The following is an 18,086-nucleotide window of genomic DNA, read 5'->3' as shown; positions in this document are numbered from 1 at the left end:
AAGTTTTACGTGAATTGTCAAAGGGCTATGGCAAGGGCAGGTTCGGAATGGTCACAATATTGCCCTGCTTTGCCGTTTGTTTTTGATTATAGTGCCCTGATATCCAATATCGGCGGCATGTCTAGGGGCACGCTCGGGGCATGCTGGTGTGGCAGTTTCCACCCCCGAAGCCCGTCCGATGAAAAGCAAAGGAAAACCCGTGGCAGACATTATTGATTACAAAATCATTGGCAGCGAAATGCAACTGGTTGAGATCGAGCTGGATCCAGGCGAGGGCGTGCGCGCCGAGGCCGGCGCCATGATGTATATGGGGGCCGATATTTCCATGCAGACCAATACCGGTGGCGGGATGTTTTCGGGTTTCAAACGCATGCTGACCGGCGAAAGTTTTTTCATCACCAGTTTTGTGTTTGAAGGGGTGGGCAAGGGCCATGTTGCCTTTGCCGCCCCCTATCCCGGCAAGGTGATTGACATTAACCTGCGCGATTTTGGCGGGCAGGTTTTATGCCAGAAAGACGGGTTTTTGTGCGCGGCTGCCGGGGTCGATATTGATATCGCCTTTTCCAAACGGTTGGGGGCCGGGCTGTTTGGGGGCGAAGGGTTTATCCTGCAACGCCTAAGCGGGGATGGCATGGTGTTTGTGCATGCCGGTGGCACCATTGTGCGCAAGGATTTGGAGCCGGGGCAAAAAATGCGGGTCGATACCGGGTCGCTGGTGGCCCTGACCGATAATGTCGATTATTCGATCGATTTTGTCGGCGGGTTTCGCAATGCCCTGTTTGGCGGCGAAGGCCTGTTTGTGACAACGCTGGAAGGGCCGGGAACGGTGTGGTTGCAAAGCCTGCCGTTTTCGCGGCTGGCCGACCGGATTGCCGCTGCCCTGCCCAAGGATCGCAATAAGGGCTAGGGGTTTGTCAGCCCCGGTTTGAAGTGGGGCACGAGAGAGGTGCCTCCGAAAATGCCGTTGTTTTACGGCTGGTTTTCCAGGGCATGGGGCTGACCAAAGGCCGCATCAAGGCTGGTGGTGGTTTCGGTGCCACCGGGAATGTTATCACGCGCAATAATATCGCGCGCCCAGTTGGCAAAGGCGGTGACTTGACTTTGCCGGTGGGGGGCGGCGCGCGATGTTAAAACATATCCGCGATCTGATGACAGGGTGGCGGGGCTGGCCAGCACCAGTTGGCCGTTTTGAAAATGGTGCTGCAACAATGCCGTCCAGCCCAAGGCAACACCCTGCCCGGAAACAGCCGCCGATAGCACCAGCAGATAGGTGTTAAAGCGATGCCCGCTGAGCGGGGCGGTGGGGGGGTATCCTGCCGCCCGCAGCCAGCTTTCCCAGTTAAACCAGCGATTTTCAATTTCACTGTCCAGATGTAGTAACGGCATTTTGCATAATGCATCGGGCGTTTGGGCAAAGCCGTGCCGGGCGAGAAAATCGGGGCTGCAAACCGGGGCCACCTGTTCGGCCAGCAGCAAAATGCCCCCCGGCCCGCAATGGCCGAAAGACAGTTCGATATCGATATTTTCATCCATGCCAAATCGCCCGGTCTGGTTGGTGACCACATTAACCTCGATATCAGGGAAACGGGTGGTGAAATCGGCCAGATGCGGCATCAGGATAAAGGATGCAAAGGCAAAGTCGGTGCCAACACTGATGCGTGAACTGCGCCGGGTGCGGATATTTTCCACCGTCTGGTCAATATGGCCAAGCGCGGTTGTCACGCTATCAAACAGTTCCTGCCCGGCCCCGGTCAGGGCCACCCCGCGATGCAGGCGGCGAAACAGCGGCTGGTTAAGCTGTTCTTCCAGTAACGTAACCTGATGGCTGATGGCGGGCTGGCCAATGCCCAGTTCCTGTGCGGCACGGGTAAAACTGCCGCAACGCGCAGCGGCCTCGAACGCGATCAACGCGTGCGGAGAGGGGATGTTGCCATATCTCATGCCATCAATTTTATTGATATCAGGGATGATTACAAGCGGTCTTCACAAGAATAATTCAAATGTGAAACAAGCCAGCATCATGATGCCGCCGGGCCATGTCGCAGGTTTTGGACCACGCACACCCTTTGGCGGAGTTTTCACACATATAATCAGGGGGATAAGGTCGCGATGTCGTCAAAGCCAATGAATATTCTGTTTGTCATGGCCGATCAGCTTGCCGCGCGCTGCATGCCGCTATATGGGCACAAGGTGGTAAAAACCCCCAATCTGGATGCGCTGGCAGAGAACGCGGTGGTATTTGATTCAGCCTATACCAACAGCCCGCTTTGCGCGCCGTCGCGTTTTTGTTTGATGACCGGCCAGTTGCCGGGCCGAATTGAAGCCTATGACAATGCATCCGATCTGGCATCCGACATTCCAACCCTGGCCCATTATGTGCGCCATGCCGGGTATCGCACGGCATTGGCCGGTAAAATGCATTTTTGCGGGGCGGACCAGTTGCATGGCTATGAAGACCGATTAACGGCCGATATTTACCCCGCCGATTATGGCTGGTATTGCGACTGGGACAACGTGACAGACCGCCCCACATGGTATCACAATATGGGGTCTGTCACGCAGGCCGGGCCGGTTTATCGCTCCAACCAGCTTGATTTTGACGATGAAACGGTGTTTGAGGCCCGGCGTTATCTTTATGATGTTGCGCGTGACAAACGCCATGATGACCGGCCGTTTTTCCTCACGGTTTCGTTCACCCACCCGCACGACCCCTATAACGCGCGGCCCGAGTTTTGGAATATGTATGACGGGGTAAAAATTGACCCGCCACATGTAAAGATGGCCCCCGAAGATCTCGACCCGCATTCGCAACGCTTGCGCCATGTTTATAATCTGGATCAGCAACCGGTAACGGACGAGGACGTATTAAAGGCACGCCGGGCCTATTATGCCTCGATCAGCTATGTGGATTGCCTGATCGGGTCGTTAATGCGCACCCTGCGTGAAACCGGCATGGCGGATAATACGCTGGTGATCTTTAGTGGCGATCACGGCGATATGCTGGGCGAACGCGGCATGTGGTATAAAATGTCGTGGTATGAACCCTCGGCCCGGGTGCCGCTGTTTTTTGCTTTTCCCGGTGCAAAGGGGCAAAAACGGGTTTCAAAATCAGTTTCCCTGATCGATATTTTACCCACCCTGCGCGATCTGGTTGGCGATGATAAAGTCCCCGCCCCGGCAGAACCGATTGATGGCCGCAGCCTGATGCCGCATATCACCGGTGATGGCGGCCATGACGAAGTGATTGGCGAATATTGCGGCGAGGGGGCCTTGTCGCCGATCATCATGATCCGTCGCGGGGCCTATAAATATGTCGCCTCGCAATCTGATCCCGACATGCTGTTTGATTTGACCAACGACCCCGACGAATTGTGCGATTTGATCAACGATGCCAAACACGGCGACATTCGCGATGCATTTCGCGCCGAGCTGGCCGAAAACTGGGATCTGGAAACCTTCCGCAAAAAAGTGATCAACAGCCAGAAACGCCGCAAACTGGTGTATGAAGCCCTGACACAGGGCCGCATCACCCACTGGGATCACCAGCCGATCCGCGATACATCCAAATTATATATGCGCAATCATAAAGACCTGGATGACGTTGAGACCGACGCCCGCCTTGATGTGCCGGGGTTTTACGACCGCAAACCAGCCGGTTAATTCTGGCGGGCCCCGTCGTTTCGCGGGCTGTTTGAATGTGCCGGATCGATATGAACCGCCCGCGTTTGCGTGGGCGGTTTTTTACGTTGAGCGGCTAAAAGGTAATACCAATTTTGATCTTCCCGTCGTAGGGTAGCCAAAATTCCGGGCAGGGAAACTTGCCCCAATACAGATTTACGAGGAACGTCATGTCGGATCATCATTATGAACGGGTCGCGGTGCCGGCCAGCCTGATTGAAACCCTGCGCGAAAAATTCGGTGATCGCGTTTCTACGGCCCAGGCCGTTCTTGATCATCATGGCAAGGATGAAGGCTGGCACGATGCATCGCCGCCCGATGCCGTGGTTTTTGCGACATCAACCCAAGACGTCGCCGAAACGGTCAAGCTGTGTGCGGCGGACAATGTGCCGATCATTCCTTTTGGCATTGGATCGTCGCTTGAAGGGCATGTTGCCGCGCTAAAAGGCGGTATTTGCATTGATGTGTCGAGAATGGACCAGATTTTGGAAGTCCATAACGAAGACCTTGATTGCCGGGTGCAGGCGGGCGTAACCCGCGAACAGCTTAACGAACATTTGCGCGATACCGGGTTGTTTTTCCCGATTGATCCAGGGGCGAATGCCTCCATTGGCGGCATGACGGCGACCCGTGCCTCGGGCACCAATGCGGTGCGCTATGGTACCATGCGCGACAATGTTTTGTCGGTCACCGTGGTGACGCCGGATGGCAAAATTATCAAGACTGCGCATCGGGCGCGTAAATCGTCGGCAGGCTATGATCTGACCCGGTTGTTTGTCGGCTCCGAAGGGACGCTGGGGGTTATTACTGAAATCGGTTTGAAGCTGTATGGCATCCCTGAGGCGATTTCGGCGGCGGTGTGTGCCTTTCCCTCGGTTGAGGCCGCGGTCAATACCACAATCATGACCATTCAGGCCGGTATTCCGGTGGCGCGGATTGAGCTGCTGGATGCGCTGCAAATTCGTGCGGTTAATGCCTATTCGAAAATGACCTATGAAGAAAAACCGACCCTGTTTTTTGAATTTCACGGCACCGAAGCCGGGGTGAAAGAACAGGCGGAATTTGTTCAGTCTGTTGCCGAGGAATTTGGCGGCGAGGGCTTCCAGTGGGCGACCCGTGCCGAAGATCGCACCAAGTTATGGGCGGCCCGGCACAAGGCCTATTATGCCGCCTTGCAGCTTGAACCGGGAAAACGCGGCATGTCGACCGATGTTTGCGTGCCGATTTCACGGCTGGCCGAAGCGATTATGGAAACCCGCGAAGATTGTGATGCTTCGATCCTGACCTGCACCATGGTCGGCCATGTTGGCGATGGCAATTTCCATACCCTGATTTTGCTTGATGCCGATAAACCCGAAGAAGTGGCCGAAGCGCACCGTTTGCACGAACGCATGGTGATGCGGTCCTTGCGGATGGGCGGCACCTGCACGGGCGAACATGGCATTGGCTATGGCAAACTGGCCTTTATGGAGGCCGAACACGGCCCCGATACCATTGCCGTGATGCGGGCGATTAAAAATGCGATTGACCCCAAAGGGCTGATGAATCCCGGCAAACTGATCCCGGGCGCTTAAGTCGCCGCCTGCGTCGCAAAAAAAACGCCGCCCGATGTCATGTCTGGCGGCGTTTTGCGATATACTCGATGACGGTGATCCACCGCAATATTTGGGACGGTGTGGTTCAAATCCGCGGCACAGCGCGTCTGGTCTGGTTAATGTCTGTCACGTGTTGAGGGGCATTTCTTTCCCTTTGGTATTCGCGTTATATCGCATGGACGAAAATGACTGTGCCCATCCTACCCCGATTAAACAAAATAATACGATGCCGACAGCTGGCATTTGAATGCTGAAATCGACCAGGGAATGCAACGCGATCTGGATAAGGATTGCGATTGCCAGAATTGGAAAAATCTGGTCGCGCTTTCTGGTGCGTATCCCGTTAATGAGATGGAGCCCCACCATCACCAAACATGCCAACAATATCAGGGCGCCGGGCACGCCCAGACCAAAAAAGATTTCCAGATAGCTATCATGTGCATGATCCCAGCTTACCCCGGCAATCTTGCGGCTTTTAAAAATACGAAATCCGGGTTCAAAAGACCCATAGCCGTATCCGGTGTCGGCCGCTGTTAATATGGCATTATATGTCGGTTCATATACGGCCATGCGAATGGCGGCGTCCGAATCAACACCGGCAAACCGGTTTTCGGTCACATCGCCGCTTAACACGTAAATAAACACACCCGTCACAGCGATGCCGATGACGGCGTAACGTGCGGCAAAGCCGGTTAAACTTGGTGTTGCGGTTAATCTCATGCCAAATATTGCGACGATAACAGCGGTAAACATGCAGGCGGCACCGGCCCTGGAATGTGTTAAAAGCACGGCCGTGCTGCAAATAAGGATACCGATAATCGGCAGCAATAAGATCGACATTCTTTTTCCAAGAAAGTTTCTTAAAGCCGTTCGGATTGAGATTTGTCTTTCCGCGCCGGTGCCCAGCACCTTAATCAACAAAACAACCGACGCCACGACACCAAAACCTGCAAAGGTTGCGTAGCTGTTTCTGTTAATAAATGTGCTTGTTAAATCCCCCAAATAGGCACTTTTGGGAATCCACAAGATGTTTTTCCAACCGGCGAAAAAAACAATCAAGCCATATGCGGCGTAAGAAATTGAAATAATAACGAAAAATTTTAATATCGTTATCGCGTTCTCGCGGTCCCGGCCGTATCGCACGGCAAGCCAGAAGACACCGGCATAGGCAAGCAAAACCATCAACGCATTTCGCGTAAGTTCCGGATCAATGGAAATATAGGCACCCGTGTTGCGGCCAAGCTGTGCCGCCGTTTCTGCCCAAATCGGATGTGTTGCCAGGGGCCATATATTCGGGCTTGCCTGAACAAGAATCCAGATAACAACCGGAATAAAAAGAATTGCCGGAATGGCAATGCGGCGCATAAACCGCCTTTCGCCCTGAACCGGGTCCGCAAATGCCACAATGGCATCAAGCAAGACGAGTATGCCCACCCAAAGCGAAAGTATCGACCACGCCCACGGCCGGTTTGAGCCATAAGGCAATGGCGCTAACGCGATCAGAGCCAGCAATCCGAAAAATACAAACCGGCGCACTGTTTTCACGTCCCCACCCTTTTCATAGCCGCGTGCTTACCTTGTGGTATATCCATGGTTACAAAGATCCATCAAGTCGCAATACCGGAAAATGTTAAATTCCCTATGGTCTTATCGGCACTGTGCGCACACAGATGAACGAAAAAAAGCATTCCAGATACGGCGATGATGACTATGGTTATGAGAAAACTCGTTATAATGATTACACTTCATAATGATTACACTTCGGGCAAGTAAGAAATGAAACGTATCATTTTGCGTCGGCTGCCTGCCCTGATCGGGTTTGCAGGCGCGGTTCTTCTGATCTGGCTTGCCGTTCCACGGACTTTCTCCTCGATATTGCTGGCAGTTTCAAAACCCGCTTACGCGCAAATTACAAACCCGGCAATGACAGATGAAGACATTCTGAAGCTAAGGGAAACCTTGCGTCGTGTCGCCAGTTGGGTGGACGAAAGAGAAGTCGAAACCCGTATCGGGAATGTCGAACTGGTTCTCGCTGCACGTTCCGCCGATGAAAGTGAAAAAGAAAACCACCTGTCTGCGGCCGAAAATGCATTTGAGAACGCCATTGCCTACTCGCCGATGGATCCGTTTTCCTGGGTGCGCCTGTGCCAGATCAGGTTAAAAACCAATGGGCAGCAGGACGGGACGGCAGCACAGGCATTGTCGATGTCGCTGATGACGGGGCCGTATGAAAGAGCGCTTGCCATTCAACAAATCGGGTTTGCAGCAATTCTTTGGGACCAACTTTCCGAAGACGACCAACGAACAGTCGCGGAAAAAGTGCGCTGGATCGAAACGCTTGAACGCCGCGACCTGGCCGCGTTGGCAAAGCGCGATCCTCGTGCTGCAACTCTTGTTATCAGGTCACTTGCTGGCGGCGACATGCACCGGTTTACCCGTTTCGTGGCGTTTTTAAATAAAAAATGAGCCGTTCCGGGTGCTTTTTCGTGTGTAATTATTCAAACCATGATGCGGGGCATTAAATATTGTCAGAACCAGAATATGGTATGGCGTTGATCAACAACCCCCGGCGTAAATATGTTATCGGGCGATAAATCTGACGGGGTTTTCGGATTTTGCGTTTTCCTGGACGATTGCATGTTTAATTGATTGCCGTTTTCGTATTTTCCGCTACTATTAAACAAGATTTTTTATCTTCTGTTATCGCGACTTATTTTTATTCTGATATGGGGACCCGACCAATGAAACGGTTGTTGAAATTTGCCGTGATTGCAGCACTTTCCGGAAGCCTTGTTGCCGTAAACACCTCACCTGTGTGGGCGCAGGCCGCTGGTAGTAGTATCGGTGCAGGTTTCGGTTCGACAGGTGGCGCTGCTGCTGCTGGTGCGGGTGCCGCAGGTGGTGCTGCTGCTGGCGGGTTGTCGGTCGGGGCACTTGCTGTCGGCATCGCGGCGGCCGCCGCAATTGGCGTTGCGGTCGCTGTTGCCAGCAATGACAACAATTCCGGTGCGACTGGCAGTGTGCTGACCAGTGACGAAATAGCGATCATTAATAATGCGGCAGACGATCCTGCTGCACTTGCTTTGGCTGTCCAGGAGATTATGCAAGCAAGACAAGGTAGCACAGGTGGTCTTAGCAAAGAAGCCGCTGCAGAAGCGACGTCGCGCGCCATAAAACGCAACCCCGCTGCCGCTGCAACGATCACGACGACAGCTGTTGCCGTTGCGACGGGCGGTAATGTTGTGGTCAATGACCAGACCGGGGAAATTGTGGTTACTGTCGTTGCTGCGGCAACGGCAACGGCTCCTGAGCAGGCGGGAAATATCACATCGGCAGCAGCAACCTCCGCTCCCGATATGCTTGCGGCAATCACGCAGTCTGCCGTAACCGCCGCCCCGACGCGTGCTGCCGATATTACGGCAGCAGCGGTTAGAACCAACCCGTCACAAGCTGCCGCCGTCGCCAAGGCCGCTGCAACGGCCGCTCCGACACAGGCTGCTGCAATTACCACGGCAGCGGTTGCGGCTGCACCGGCGCAAAGTGCGGCGATTGTTGCACAGGTTTCCACCGCAAATAACGTTAATACTGCGGAGGTTCAGACGGCTGCAAACCAGACAACCCAGGCCTCGGTGGACAACACCAATGATGGTCAGGATGAAAACGTCGAAGTTGTGATTAACGAGTCACAGAACGCCAGCCCTAACTAACTGATCTTTCCTTTATATTAGGTCGCTGTCGGTTTCACGTTCGATTATGCCATAATCCCTTCGGGTATCTTCCCGAAGGGATTATTTTTTGACCATGCTGTTTCTGCGTGTGAATCGCGTAGCCAGATGCATAGCACTATATTTAACAACGTCATTTGCCGGGATGGTGCCCGCATTAATGACAATAATGATCGGGCATTCTATGTTTTATCGGGCGCAGCATCGGATGTCGTATGGTGCTGTTCTGATCGGATGTTTTGTTCAAACCTTGTTTGCTTAAAAGTTTTCTTTTCTGGCGGTCATATCATGATCGGCAAAAACATCCTTTGCGGTAAACAGGCCATTCAAGGCGGCGGGAAACCCGGCATAAATCGCCATTTGTATCAGTATTTCAATTATTTCGTCGCGGGTTAGCCCGACATTAAGACCCGCTACGATATGGACCTTTAATTGCGGGGTGGCGGTGCCCATGGCGCTTAGAGCGCGCTTTAGGTCAAGCCGTTTGTTCGCAGTTAAAACCGCATGGAAACCGACAATGCGCCAAACTGATCCGAGCCGTTTTGGCCGTAAAATTCCTTGGTCCGGTACACATGGGTGTAGGTAATGCGGGCCTGACCAACAATCACGGCAAAGCCCACCTGCAAATCACCGACCAGCGGCTTTTTATCGACCGAATTACTATCGGCAAATGTGTTGCCATCCATTGTGATGTCGCGCGCCACGGCCCGACCCACCACACCGGCGAACAAATACCCGCTAAGCGGGATGCCATCGGTATCGGGTTTAAAAAAGTCCGATCCGGGCAGACTGGGGCGAATGCGCGGGGGGCCGTAATCGGCGGGTAAATCAAAGCCGACACGGGCCATTGCCCCAACTTCGGCATTGGTAAAGCCATTGCCGAGCGTAAAACCGGCACTTGGGGTTAAATCGGCTTCTACGCCCAATACTTCCTGTTTGGCCCAGCCGCGATATTTGCGTTCATAGGACAGCCCAATGATCGGTTCGTTCTTGATCTGGTTGTCCCAGCCTTTGGGTTCGGGGCTGTCGATCAGTTTATGGACAAATTTCTGGCTTTGCTCGGTTAAGGATGCCGGGCCAACAACGCCCAGTGTCAGTTCCAGCGTGTCAATCCGGGCGTAATCCTCGTGCCCTTCATAGCCAAGCCCGGTATCGGACAGCAAGCCAAGGCTGCCATATAAATACCCGGCCCAGGGGCGGTCATTGGGCTGGTTTTCGGCAATGGTGATGTCGCTGGGGGTATACATGCTTTGCCCCAGCGCATAGCTGGTGCGAATACGCCCGTTCGAGGCAAAAAACGGAATTTCCTTGGCAACATTTAAAAAATCAGCAGGCGCGCTGTCTTCCGGCGAAATAAAGGCCAGCCGCACGCCATTGGTAAAATGCCGGTCCTGATTGTTTTCGACAAACAGGTCGTTTTCAACCGATAACGAAACCCCCCATTTATCGTCCGGGGTGCGTTGGGACTGGGGGCCTTTGGCGGTGTTTTCCTGGGCCATCGCCGGAAGGGCAGTAACACCGCTAACAATGGCTGTGGCGCAAAAAAGGGTCGCCAGCGCGGATTGGGCACGCAAATTAGTTATTTGGAGCATGATCGCGGTTTTCCATACGAAGTTCATTTGCCAGAAAATCGGTAACGGTGCGAATTTTACGAAGTTTGTGCCGATGCGGCGCACTTAACGCAAAAAGATTAAGGCTGCGCGGCAAATATTCTGCCAGCAGGCAAACCAGATCTCCCCGCGCAATCAGGTCTTCGACCACCAGACGCGGTGTCAGGGTAATGCCACTACCTTCTACCAGCACATCGCGCATGGCAAGGCTGCTGTTGACCCGGTAGCGCCCGGAAACCTCGACGGCCAGCTCATCACCATCAACCGGATTGGTGAAATGCCACAACCCTGTCCGTTGGGCACTGCTAAAGATAATGCAGTCATGGGCCAAAAGGTCATGGGGGGTGGAAACGGGGCCGTTTTTTGCCAGATACGCCGGGCTTGCAACCAGCACCCGCGAATAGCTGCAAATGCGCCGCGCCATTAACGATGAATCGGCCAATGTCTCGCTGACGCGCAAGGCAATATCAAAACCTTCATCGATAATATCGCTAAAGCGGTCATCTAACACCAGATCAACCGACAGGTCGGGGTGGGCGTTTAGCAAACGGCCAATGACCGGGGCCAGTTTTAACACCCCGAAAGATGTGGGGGCGGCAATACGCACACAGCCACGCGGGCCATGGCCCAAATCGCGCACGGTTTCGTTGGCATCATCCATGTCATCTAAAATAGCCGCAATGCGCGAAAGGTAGGTTTCACCGGCCTCGGTCAGGCTCAGGCGCCGGGTGGTACGCGCAATAAGTTGCACGCCCAGCATGTCTTCCAGAGCATTGATTTGTTTGGTAATGGCACCCGGCGACATGTTTAAATCGCGCGCAGCAGCAGCAAAACTGCCACGTTCGGCAATTTTGCGAAAACATTCCAATCCGCGTAATCTGTCCATTTGGTCCCTAAAATCCCCGTTATTATTTCCATATTGGAAATAAATTGGGGCAAAAACACGGCACGATCCGCAAAAATCGCTGTGATAATCTGCCCGTTATCAAAAGGATCCTGACAGGCATTGGTTCCCGCAAAATCGTGCGAACAGTCGGAAAAATGTAAACCGACAGGATGCGCGCCTGTGGCACGGGGCAAAGGGCCAATGCCAGAACCGAAAGGCTGGTTATGAAGGCGTTATTATTGCTGTTGGGCGCAGGTGTTTTGGGTGGAACCTCCATCTTGCTTGCCAAGCTGGCGGTGGGGGCCGGGTTAACGCCTTTATCCTATCTGTTTTGGCAGTGCCTTGGCGCGGGTGGGGTTTTGCTGGGCATTTCGGCGCTGCGGCGCGATCTGCCATCGATGGCACCGCGTTATCTGCGTTATTATTTCGTTGCAGGCCTGGTCAGTCTGGCGGTGCCGATGGGTGTTGGCTATTTCATGGTGCCGCATATTGGTGCGGCATTGGCGGGCATTTTTACCGCAATGCCGCCCTTGATGACGTATTTGCTATCTATGTGTGTGGGGCTGGAACGTGCCCGGTTCGGACGGATGCTGGGCCTGATGGCCGGGTTTGTTGGCGTGCTGTTTCTATATCTGCCGCAACTGTCTGCCCCCGATAACACCCTGTTGGTGTATTTGCTGATTGCGGCAATTATTCCCGTTAGTCTGGCGATGGGCAATGTTTACCGCACGGCGGACTGGCCGGTTGGGGCCAACCCGATACCGCTGGCCGCGGGCATGATGCTGGCAAGTGCGGTTTATTGCCTAGGGTTCGAAATGATGCGCGACCGCCTGATGATACCGTCACCCGATCAGGGCTATATCTGGGGTATTATTGGCGTTCAAATCGTTGTCGCCGCGCTCATGTATATGTGCCATTTCGAACTGCAACGGGTGGCTGGCCCGGTTTATCTAAGCCAGATCGGCTATATTATGGCGCTAACCACCCTGATTGGCGGTGTCGCTCTGTTTAACGAGGCATTACGCCCCGAACTGCTGATCACGCTGGGCTGTGTTGTGCTGGGCACGTTTCTGGTACGACCGGGGCATAAAAAACCTGCATCAGGTGCTGCGGATGCGTGACGGTGTCATCGTGCTATCGGGTTTGATGGTGCCAATCATGTTGACCAGCAGGCGTGCTGCTGTCAGGGCTGAAATGCCGTCAATATCGGCGGGCGGGTACAGCTCGACAATGTCGCATCCCGCAATCTTTGCCCGCGCGCCAACACCCGCAATCAGGTCGATGACCTGTGTATAGCCAAGGCCGCCGGGTGTTCGGGCGGCTACACCTGGCATGATCGCGGGATCAAGGCCGTCACAGTCCAGCGTGATCACAACCTGTGCGCTTTTCGGGATATGGCGCAACGCGGCTTCGACACCTTGGCTATGTATCATTTGGGCGGTGACAAGTTGGCTGCCAAATCGCTGTGCAGCTTCAATTTCAGTTGTTCGTGCACTGCCTACACCGCGCAGGCCAACTTGCACCATCCCGGCAATGTGAGGCATTTCGCTGACCCGGCGCATTGGGCTTGAATAACCATAACGTTCGCCGTGCAATGCGTCGCGCCAGTCAATGTGGGCGTCGATTTGCAAAATCCAGACCGGCCCGTGACCGGCAAAGCCGCCAAGGAACGGAATGGGCAGGGAATCATCGCCACCCAGCAAAATTGGCACAGCCGACATCGCCAGAATTTCACGGGTTTTCGCCTCAATCTGGCGGCGGTTGTCCGCATTGTCATGCAGGGTGGTTGGAACGTTGCCAATATCAATGCAACAGCCCGGCTTGCCGTCAAACAGCGGACCACCCAGATCAAAATCCCAATGCTCGATCAGGGGCGCATCCTCCTGACTTGCCAGCCGGATGGCATCGGCGGCCAGGGCATAACCGCTGCTGTCCTTGCCCGGATAAGTGCTACCGTGACCGGCCCCAAAGATTACGGCACGGGGGGGTGCTGCCATCGCCCAAGCGGTCCGGAAAGCCAAGAAAGGAAAGTGCGGTGGAAATTTCCTGAGGGGCCGGATGTGCAGTCCCTGATTTGGCAGGGACGGTTTTATGATCGGATTTTGGCGGCATTGAAATTTCCTGTATCTGGAATTAGGGCGTTATCGCGATGACATGCGGCTGTGGGCAACCAACCGGAATTTGTTAAGTACAACAAACCGGCAAAAACGCGCCCCGTGTTTTTAGCGCCCGATCTGTTTGAGCATCAACGTCCCGTCGGGGCCGATTTTGCAGGCAAGGTTTTGATAATCAACAATGGTAGCGCCCGCATTGGTGGCAGGGTTGGCATGTGTTGCCGTTACAATCATGACGGTGGCCCCCGCGGCTTTGCCAGCGGCAATGCCTGCCGGGGCATCTTCCCATACCAGACAGTCGGAAATTTCAACCTCCAGCCTGTTTGCCGCCGCGATAAAACAATCGGGTGCCGGTTTGCCCGCAATAACATCCTCGGCGGTAATCAGAACCTTTGGCATTGGCAGACCGGCTGCGGTGATGCGTTGAAGGGCCAAACGGCGCGGCGATGACGTGACAATTGCCCAGCGGTCATGCGGCAGGGCGGTTAAAAACAACCGGGCCCCGGCAATGGCTTTGATTTTGTCAACGGCGGCAAATTCCGCGTCGGTCAGCAGGGCCACTTCATGGTCAATATCGGTTCCCGCCGGGGCAAACCGGGCGATGGTTTCGGCGGCGCGCACACCATGCATCGCCTGTGTGACTTCGTCGGCATCAAGACCATGCCGACAGGCCCATTTGCGCCACGCATCAATCGCGACTTCAATGCTGTTGATGATGGTGCCATCCATGTCAAACAGGAAGGCTGCAAAGCGGCGGTCATGCATGTTGTTACCTCGTGCTGGGGCTTGTTGGGTGTTGGGTGTTGGTATCGGGAACCGGTGCTTCATAGGGCAATGTCACCGGTTTTTCGCTACGCTTTGCTTTCGTCATAGGCGATTTGGGCATTTTTCAGCGTCGGACCATGGGTGAGTGCCCAGTCATAAAGGGCTTCGAACGGTGTTTTGAGCGACAGGCCCAGCGGGGTGATCGAATATTCAACCCCGATCGGCGTGGTTGGCAGAACCTGGCGTTGGACAAGGCCATTACGTTCAAGCCGTTTTAGGGCATCGGCCAATGCCTTGTGGGTAATGCCGTCCAGCCGCCGCATAAGCTGGTTAAATCGGGCTGGCTTGGGGCAAAGCACGGTCAGAATCAGGACCGACCATTTATTGGCAATTTGCTCCAGTACCGGGCGCGTCTGATGAACGTTAATCAGGCTGGTGTCGATGTCGATATCGTCTGCTTTATCTGCATCATCTGGCACGCCGGTATACTCCTCTATATCTACGCTATATCAAGTGCATTATTGACCGTAGATATACAATATATATCTTTCCGTCCATCATCACAAAAGGAGATTTCTGATGGACAGGTTGACCGGAAAAACAGCGTTGATCGTTGGCGGTGCCAGCGGCATTGGTTTAAAGATTGCCGAGCGTTTTGCCGTTGAAGGTGCCTCGGTGATTATCACCGGGCGTCGCCAAAACGAACTGGACGCGGCCGTCGCCAAACTTGGCACGGCGGGGCAAGGGGCGGTTGCCGATGCGGCCAATCCTGCCCAAATTTCAGCATTGGTTGCCAATATTGGAAAACAATTTGGCGTGCTTGATATTCTCGTGATCAATGCGGGAATGTCAGAATGTTCTGAACTTGAGACGATTACGGAAGATCATTTTGATCGTACCTTCGGGCTTAGAGCATGTTTCCTTTAAATAAGACCCATTTTGTTTAATTTTGACGTGCCGTTTGGCAAGGCACAGCGCGTCGCGCGATGCGGCGCATCGGGCAAGCGGTGTAACGCCGTCAAACGCCGTCAAAATTGAACCCTCCGGGCCTGCGCATTTTGCTGCTCGGCTACGTCGAAATCCTTGTCAGTAACCCCGTTACGCCCTGCCGACTTCTCCTTGCCGAGCAGCAAAATGCGCGGGCAGAATGGGTCTTATTAAAGGAAATATGCTCTAATGTTCGCGCGCCGATTTTCGCGGCACAAGCCGCCGTACCGCTGATGCCACAAGGGGGCTCGATTGTGCTGATCGGGTCGATTGCCGGTATGATTGGCACTGTTGGGTATGGCACCTATGGGGCCAGCAAGGCCGCCATACGCGCCTTCGCCCGGACCTGGGCCCATGAACTGGCCCCCAGGGGCATTCGGGTTAACGTCGTCAGCCCCGGGCCAATTGATACGGCGATGTTTGCTGCTGTTTCTAACGATGTTCGTCAGTCCCTGACCCGCCTGATCCCCGCCGGTCGCCTTGGCCGCCCGGAAGAAGTTGCCAGTGCCGCGCTATTCCTCGCAAGCGACGAGGCAAGCTTTATCGTTGGCGCAGAGTTATGTGTTGACGGCGGTATGGCGCAGGTCTGACCGGGGGCTGGCTGGCAATAAAACCCGCGGGGGAATTGCCCCGTCCAGATGAAAGCACGGAAGGCTACCCTTCGCCGGGTGGTCTTCTTTAATAATTTCGATGGATGTGTTTGGCTTAACCCGGTCCGCAGACCTTCGACCCGGTTAAACTGTTTGGTGTTGTTTGTGAGCAATGTAGCCTGCGGCGGCGTGCGTGCCCCGCGATCATAAGGTCATAGGGAGCAGTGACCTTGCTTGTGGCTTCCAGAACACAGCGAATTTCGCCGAAATGGCCAGCGGCGGGATCGCCTTTAGTCCCCTTTTAGCCCCCCTTTTAGTCCCCTGCGGAAATGCGACATCCTTTGGTAAACCTGTTGTCTGGGTTTTGGTGTTTTAAAAGACGGATGCCCGGGGCATTGCCGGAACTCCGAATATATATGCGGCAGAGCAGCGTTATTAATGATACCGCGTCTGGGCAATATAGATGGCGCTCTCTGTGTGTTTATAAACCAGCCTGTCGGTCAGGCTGATCCGGCGAGACCAGTATTCGGTCCAGTTGTGTCGCAAGGGCTCTGGTTTCCCGGTGCCTGTATACGGCGTGCGCTTGATTTCCCAGATCCGATCGTTGATCCGCGTGACCATTTTTTTGTCATTGCTCTGCCAGTACAGATAATCGTCCCAGGCATTTTCGCTCCAGATCAGTTTCATTCTTCAATCAGGGGGCGCTCAATGCCTTTGTCCGCTTCGAGTTCGGCAATTGCGGTGTTAAGGCGCTGTGCATTTTGGGGGCTGGAAAGCAAATGCATGGTTTCCAGCATGGAATCGAAATCGGCCTTGCTGATAATCACAACATCATCGCCAGATTTTTGGGTGATGTGAATCGGTGTGTGATCGGTATTGGCTGTTTTCATTAGATCGGCGAAATTCTGTCGCGCCCGACTGTATGTTAAAACGTGCATGATTTTCGTCCTTGTCTGATTGAAGGATAATGTACGTCATGTTGTACAAATCGTTAACCGGGCACATGACCAATTAACATTGGAACAGACAGGCAGGTTTTAACAAACAAGTAAGGCTGCCTGTTTGAGAGGCGGCCTTACTTGTGCGCGGAACGACGCCATTAACGGGTTATGGCACCACGCGGCGCAGGCGCGGGGCGTCGGCGTTTGTGGTGTCGATCAAACCGCGATAGGCGTGCCAGCTGGCGTGGCCCAAAAGAGGCATAACAACGGCCAGGCCAAGTAAAAACACCACCATGCCACAGGCGGCCAGAACCGCAAGGGCAGCGGCCCAGCCGATAAGGACGCGCCAGTTACGGCGAAAGGCGGTTACGCTAAGGGTAAGGGCGGTGATGACATCAATGTCGCGGTCAACCAGAAGCGGGATCGAAACCAGCGAGATGGCAAAGGCCATAATGGCAAAACCGCCGCCTATGATGGAACCCGTAATTAGAAACCCCATCGCATCGCGGCTGAAAAAGGTTTGCCAGATCAGGGTGTCAAGCGGCGGGACATCGCCATTGTAAAACAGCGCGAACAGCAACATTGCCACCCGTGACCACAACAAAAAAAACAGCATTAAAATAACGCCGATGGCCCCTAACTGGCCGGGATTGCGGCGAAATCCGTTCAAACTGTGCCACAGGGTAACATTTTCGCCCATTTCAAGGCGGCGGCTGGTTTCATAAAGGCCAACCGCCAAAAGCGGCGCAATCAGCATAAAGCCGGCACCTAGCGGCAAGGTCAGATAAGGCTGACCCGCCTGAAACAGGCTGAGCAAAATCACATAACCGGCGACAACACAAAACGCGCCATAGGCAAGGCCAATGGCCGGGGTGCGTTTGAAATCGCGCCAGCCTGCTTCAAGCCATTTGCCAGACTGGTCACTGGTAACATCCCGAATGGTAATGCCGCGCTGGGTGTTGTGGGCTGTTTTGGATGCATCGGGGGTGGCATGCGGGGTCGCGGGGGTCGGTGCATGCGGGGTTGCTGTGTGTGGAGCTGTTGTATCAGTCATTATAAATCCTCCCTGCGCCGAAGCGGTCATCGCAACAGCAGATACAACCCTGACTGTCCTGCCAAATCATCACGGGCGATGATCCGGGGGTGTTTTGTTTTTATTCTGTGCTTATATTAGCACCTATTGATGGTTTTTCCA

19 protein-coding genes are annotated in these 18,086 nt (G+C 54.2%); 8 read left to right on the top strand and 11 right to left on the bottom strand.

The window, feature by feature from the left end; translation table 11 throughout:
- Positions 1-199: 199 nt before the first annotated feature.
- On the top strand, positions 200-907 hold the full coding sequence (locus TMES_RS11265; RefSeq protein WP_085582858.1) for a TIGR00266 family protein: 708 nt from the start codon (positions 200-202) through the stop codon (positions 905-907).
- A 62-nt stretch (positions 908-969) separates the two neighbouring features.
- Here the strand turns inward: TMES_RS11265 and TMES_RS11260 are convergent, their stop codons facing one another.
- Complete coding sequence (locus TMES_RS11260) at positions 970-1,941, bottom strand: LysR substrate-binding domain-containing protein (RefSeq protein WP_085582503.1); 972 nt, start codon at positions 1,939-1,941, stop codon at positions 970-972.
- Positions 1,942-2,109: 168 nt separating this feature from the next.
- Between TMES_RS11260 and betC the strand changes: the two genes are divergently transcribed.
- Positions 2,110-3,660, top strand: coding sequence for a choline-sulfatase (gene betC / locus TMES_RS11255; protein ID WP_211275909.1), 1,551 nt, complete (start codon positions 2,110-2,112; stop codon positions 3,658-3,660).
- A gap of 188 nt (positions 3,661-3,848) precedes the next feature.
- Positions 3,849-5,252 carry an FAD-binding oxidoreductase gene (locus TMES_RS11250; RefSeq protein WP_085582499.1) on the top strand — a complete coding sequence of 468 codons (1,404 nt, stop codon included), beginning with the start codon at positions 3,849-3,851 and terminating at the stop codon, positions 5,250-5,252.
- A gap of 147 nt (positions 5,253-5,399) precedes the next feature.
- Here TMES_RS11250 and TMES_RS11245 read toward each other — a convergent pair whose 3' ends face one another.
- Positions 5,400-6,638, bottom strand: coding sequence for an O-antigen ligase family protein (locus TMES_RS11245; RefSeq protein WP_143589629.1), 1,239 nt, complete (start codon positions 6,636-6,638; stop codon positions 5,400-5,402).
- A 558-nt stretch (positions 6,639-7,196) separates the two neighbouring features.
- Here TMES_RS11245 and TMES_RS11240 point away from each other — a divergent pair.
- A complete protein-coding gene (locus TMES_RS11240; RefSeq protein WP_143589628.1) occupies positions 7,197-7,739 on the top strand; it encodes a hypothetical protein in 543 nt (180 codons plus the stop codon).
- A 275-nt stretch (positions 7,740-8,014) separates the two neighbouring features.
- Positions 8,015-8,980 carry a hypothetical protein gene (locus tag TMES_RS11235; protein ID WP_085582493.1) on the top strand — a complete coding sequence of 322 codons (966 nt, stop codon included), beginning with the start codon at positions 8,015-8,017 and terminating at the stop codon, positions 8,978-8,980.
- A 276-nt stretch (positions 8,981-9,256) separates the two neighbouring features.
- On the opposite strand, the gene TMES_RS11230 is transcribed toward TMES_RS11235, so the two are convergent.
- Genes TMES_RS11230 through TMES_RS11220 form a run of 3 tightly spaced genes read right to left on the bottom strand, consistent with a single transcriptional unit; the run spans position 9,257 to position 11,494 of the window.
- Entirely contained in the window at positions 9,257-9,451 is a 195-nt protein-coding gene (locus tag TMES_RS11230; RefSeq protein ID WP_143589627.1) for a carboxymuconolactone decarboxylase family protein, read from the bottom strand.
- Between the two features lie 41 nt (positions 9,452-9,492).
- Positions 9,493-10,590, bottom strand: a complete 1,098-nt coding sequence (locus tag TMES_RS11225) for a lipid A deacylase LpxR family protein (RefSeq protein WP_085582489.1) — start codon at positions 10,588-10,590, stop codon at positions 9,493-9,495.
- Positions 10,574-11,494, bottom strand: a complete 921-nt coding sequence (locus TMES_RS11220; RefSeq protein WP_085582487.1) for a LysR family transcriptional regulator — start codon at positions 11,492-11,494, stop codon at positions 10,574-10,576. The genes TMES_RS11225 and TMES_RS11220 overlap by 17 nt, the downstream gene beginning before the upstream one ends.
- Positions 11,495-11,718: 224 nt before the next feature.
- Between TMES_RS11220 and TMES_RS11215 the strand changes: the two genes are divergently transcribed.
- A complete protein-coding gene (locus TMES_RS11215; RefSeq protein WP_158091227.1) occupies positions 11,719-12,615 on the top strand; it encodes a DMT family transporter in 897 nt (298 codons plus the stop codon).
- Here TMES_RS11215 and TMES_RS11210 read toward each other — a convergent pair.
- The 3 genes from TMES_RS11210 to TMES_RS11200 all read right to left on the bottom strand — a co-directional run bounded on the left by TMES_RS11210 (position 12,595) and on the right by TMES_RS11200 (position 14,852).
- Positions 12,595-13,491: an agmatinase gene (locus tag TMES_RS11210; protein ID WP_211275908.1), complete on the bottom strand. Its 897-nt coding sequence runs from the start codon at positions 13,489-13,491 to the stop codon at positions 12,595-12,597. The two genes, TMES_RS11215 and TMES_RS11210, sit on opposite strands and share 21 nt — an antisense overlap.
- A 225-nt stretch (positions 13,492-13,716) precedes the next feature.
- Positions 13,717-14,373: an HAD-IA family hydrolase gene (locus tag TMES_RS11205; RefSeq protein WP_085582483.1), complete on the bottom strand. Its 657-nt coding sequence runs from the start codon at positions 14,371-14,373 to the stop codon at positions 13,717-13,719.
- A gap of 86 nt (positions 14,374-14,459) precedes the next feature.
- Positions 14,460-14,852 (bottom strand): winged helix-turn-helix transcriptional regulator, encoded by a 393-nt coding sequence (locus TMES_RS11200; RefSeq protein WP_211275907.1) that lies wholly within the window; start codon positions 14,850-14,852, stop codon positions 14,460-14,462.
- A gap of 100 nt (positions 14,853-14,952) precedes the next feature.
- On the opposite strand from TMES_RS11200, the gene TMES_RS11195 reads away from it, so the two are divergent.
- Positions 14,953-15,300, top strand: coding sequence for an SDR family NAD(P)-dependent oxidoreductase (locus tag TMES_RS11195; RefSeq protein WP_085582479.1), 348 nt, complete (start codon positions 14,953-14,955; stop codon positions 15,298-15,300).
- Positions 15,301-15,407: 107 nt separating this feature from the next.
- Positions 15,408-15,950: an SDR family oxidoreductase gene (locus TMES_RS11190; RefSeq protein ID WP_085582477.1), complete on the top strand. Its 543-nt coding sequence runs from the start codon at positions 15,408-15,410 to the stop codon at positions 15,948-15,950.
- 435 nt (positions 15,951-16,385) lie between these two features.
- Here TMES_RS11190 and TMES_RS11185 read toward each other — a convergent pair whose 3' ends face one another.
- The 3 genes from TMES_RS11185 to TMES_RS11175 form a co-directional block, all read right to left on the bottom strand.
- Complete coding sequence (locus TMES_RS11185) at positions 16,386-16,637, bottom strand: Txe/YoeB family addiction module toxin (RefSeq protein ID WP_085582474.1); 252 nt, start codon at positions 16,635-16,637, stop codon at positions 16,386-16,388.
- Positions 16,634-16,888 carry a type II toxin-antitoxin system Phd/YefM family antitoxin gene (locus tag TMES_RS11180; RefSeq protein ID WP_085582473.1) on the bottom strand — a complete coding sequence of 85 codons (255 nt, stop codon included), beginning with the start codon at positions 16,886-16,888 and terminating at the stop codon, positions 16,634-16,636. The genes TMES_RS11185 and TMES_RS11180 overlap by 4 nt, the downstream gene beginning before the upstream one ends.
- Before the next feature lie 169 nt (positions 16,889-17,057).
- Complete coding sequence (locus TMES_RS11175) at positions 17,058-17,945, bottom strand: DUF2189 domain-containing protein (RefSeq protein WP_085582471.1); 888 nt, start codon at positions 17,943-17,945, stop codon at positions 17,058-17,060.
- Positions 17,946-18,086: the final 141 nt, after the last annotated feature.

The organism is Thalassospira mesophila, from assembly GCF_002115755.1.
GTDB lineage: Bacteria > Pseudomonadota > Alphaproteobacteria > Rhodospirillales > Thalassospiraceae > Thalassospira > Thalassospira mesophila.
Note: the sequence above shows the minus strand (reverse complement) of the source record. Positions and strands in the feature narration are given on the sequence as shown.

Coding starts and splice junctions, on each gene's coding strand:
- TMES_RS11260 (WP_085582503.1), bottom strand. CDS start 1,941: ATGAGATATGGCAACATCCCCTCTCCGCACGCGTTGATCGCGTTCGAG.
- betC (WP_211275909.1), top strand. CDS start 2,110: ATGTCGTCAAAGCCAATGAATATTCTGTTTGTCATGGCCGATCAGCTT.
- TMES_RS11250 (WP_085582499.1), top strand. CDS start 3,849: ATGTCGGATCATCATTATGAACGGGTCGCGGTGCCGGCCAGCCTGATT.
- TMES_RS11245 (WP_143589629.1), bottom strand. CDS start 6,638: ATGCGCCGCATTGCCATTCCGGCAATTCTTTTTATTCCGGTTGTTATC.
- TMES_RS11240 (WP_143589628.1), top strand. CDS start 7,197: ATGACAGATGAAGACATTCTGAAGCTAAGGGAAACCTTGCGTCGTGTC.
- TMES_RS11235 (WP_085582493.1), top strand. CDS start 8,015: ATGAAACGGTTGTTGAAATTTGCCGTGATTGCAGCACTTTCCGGAAGC.
- TMES_RS11230 (WP_143589627.1), bottom strand. CDS start 9,451: ATGGGCACCGCCACCCCGCAATTAAAGGTCCATATCGTAGCGGGTCTT.
- TMES_RS11225 (WP_085582489.1), bottom strand. CDS start 10,590: ATGCTCCAAATAACTAATTTGCGTGCCCAATCCGCGCTGGCGACCCTT.
- TMES_RS11220 (WP_085582487.1), bottom strand. CDS start 11,494: ATGGACAGATTACGCGGATTGGAATGTTTTCGCAAAATTGCCGAACGT.
- TMES_RS11215 (WP_158091227.1), top strand. CDS start 11,719: ATGAAGGCGTTATTATTGCTGTTGGGCGCAGGTGTTTTGGGTGGAACC.
- TMES_RS11210 (WP_211275908.1), bottom strand. CDS start 13,491: ATGGCAGCACCCCCCCGTGCCGTAATCTTTGGGGCCGGTCACGGTAGC.
- TMES_RS11205 (WP_085582483.1), bottom strand. CDS start 14,373: ATGCATGACCGCCGCTTTGCAGCCTTCCTGTTTGACATGGATGGCACC.
- TMES_RS11195 (WP_085582479.1), top strand. CDS start 14,953: ATGGACAGGTTGACCGGAAAAACAGCGTTGATCGTTGGCGGTGCCAGC.
- TMES_RS11185 (WP_085582474.1), bottom strand. CDS start 16,637: ATGAAACTGATCTGGAGCGAAAATGCCTGGGACGATTATCTGTACTGG.
- TMES_RS11180 (WP_085582473.1), bottom strand. CDS start 16,888: ATGCACGTTTTAACATACAGTCGGGCGCGACAGAATTTCGCCGATCTA.
- TMES_RS11175 (WP_085582471.1), bottom strand. CDS start 17,945: ATGACTGATACAACAGCTCCACACACAGCAACCCCGCATGCACCGACC.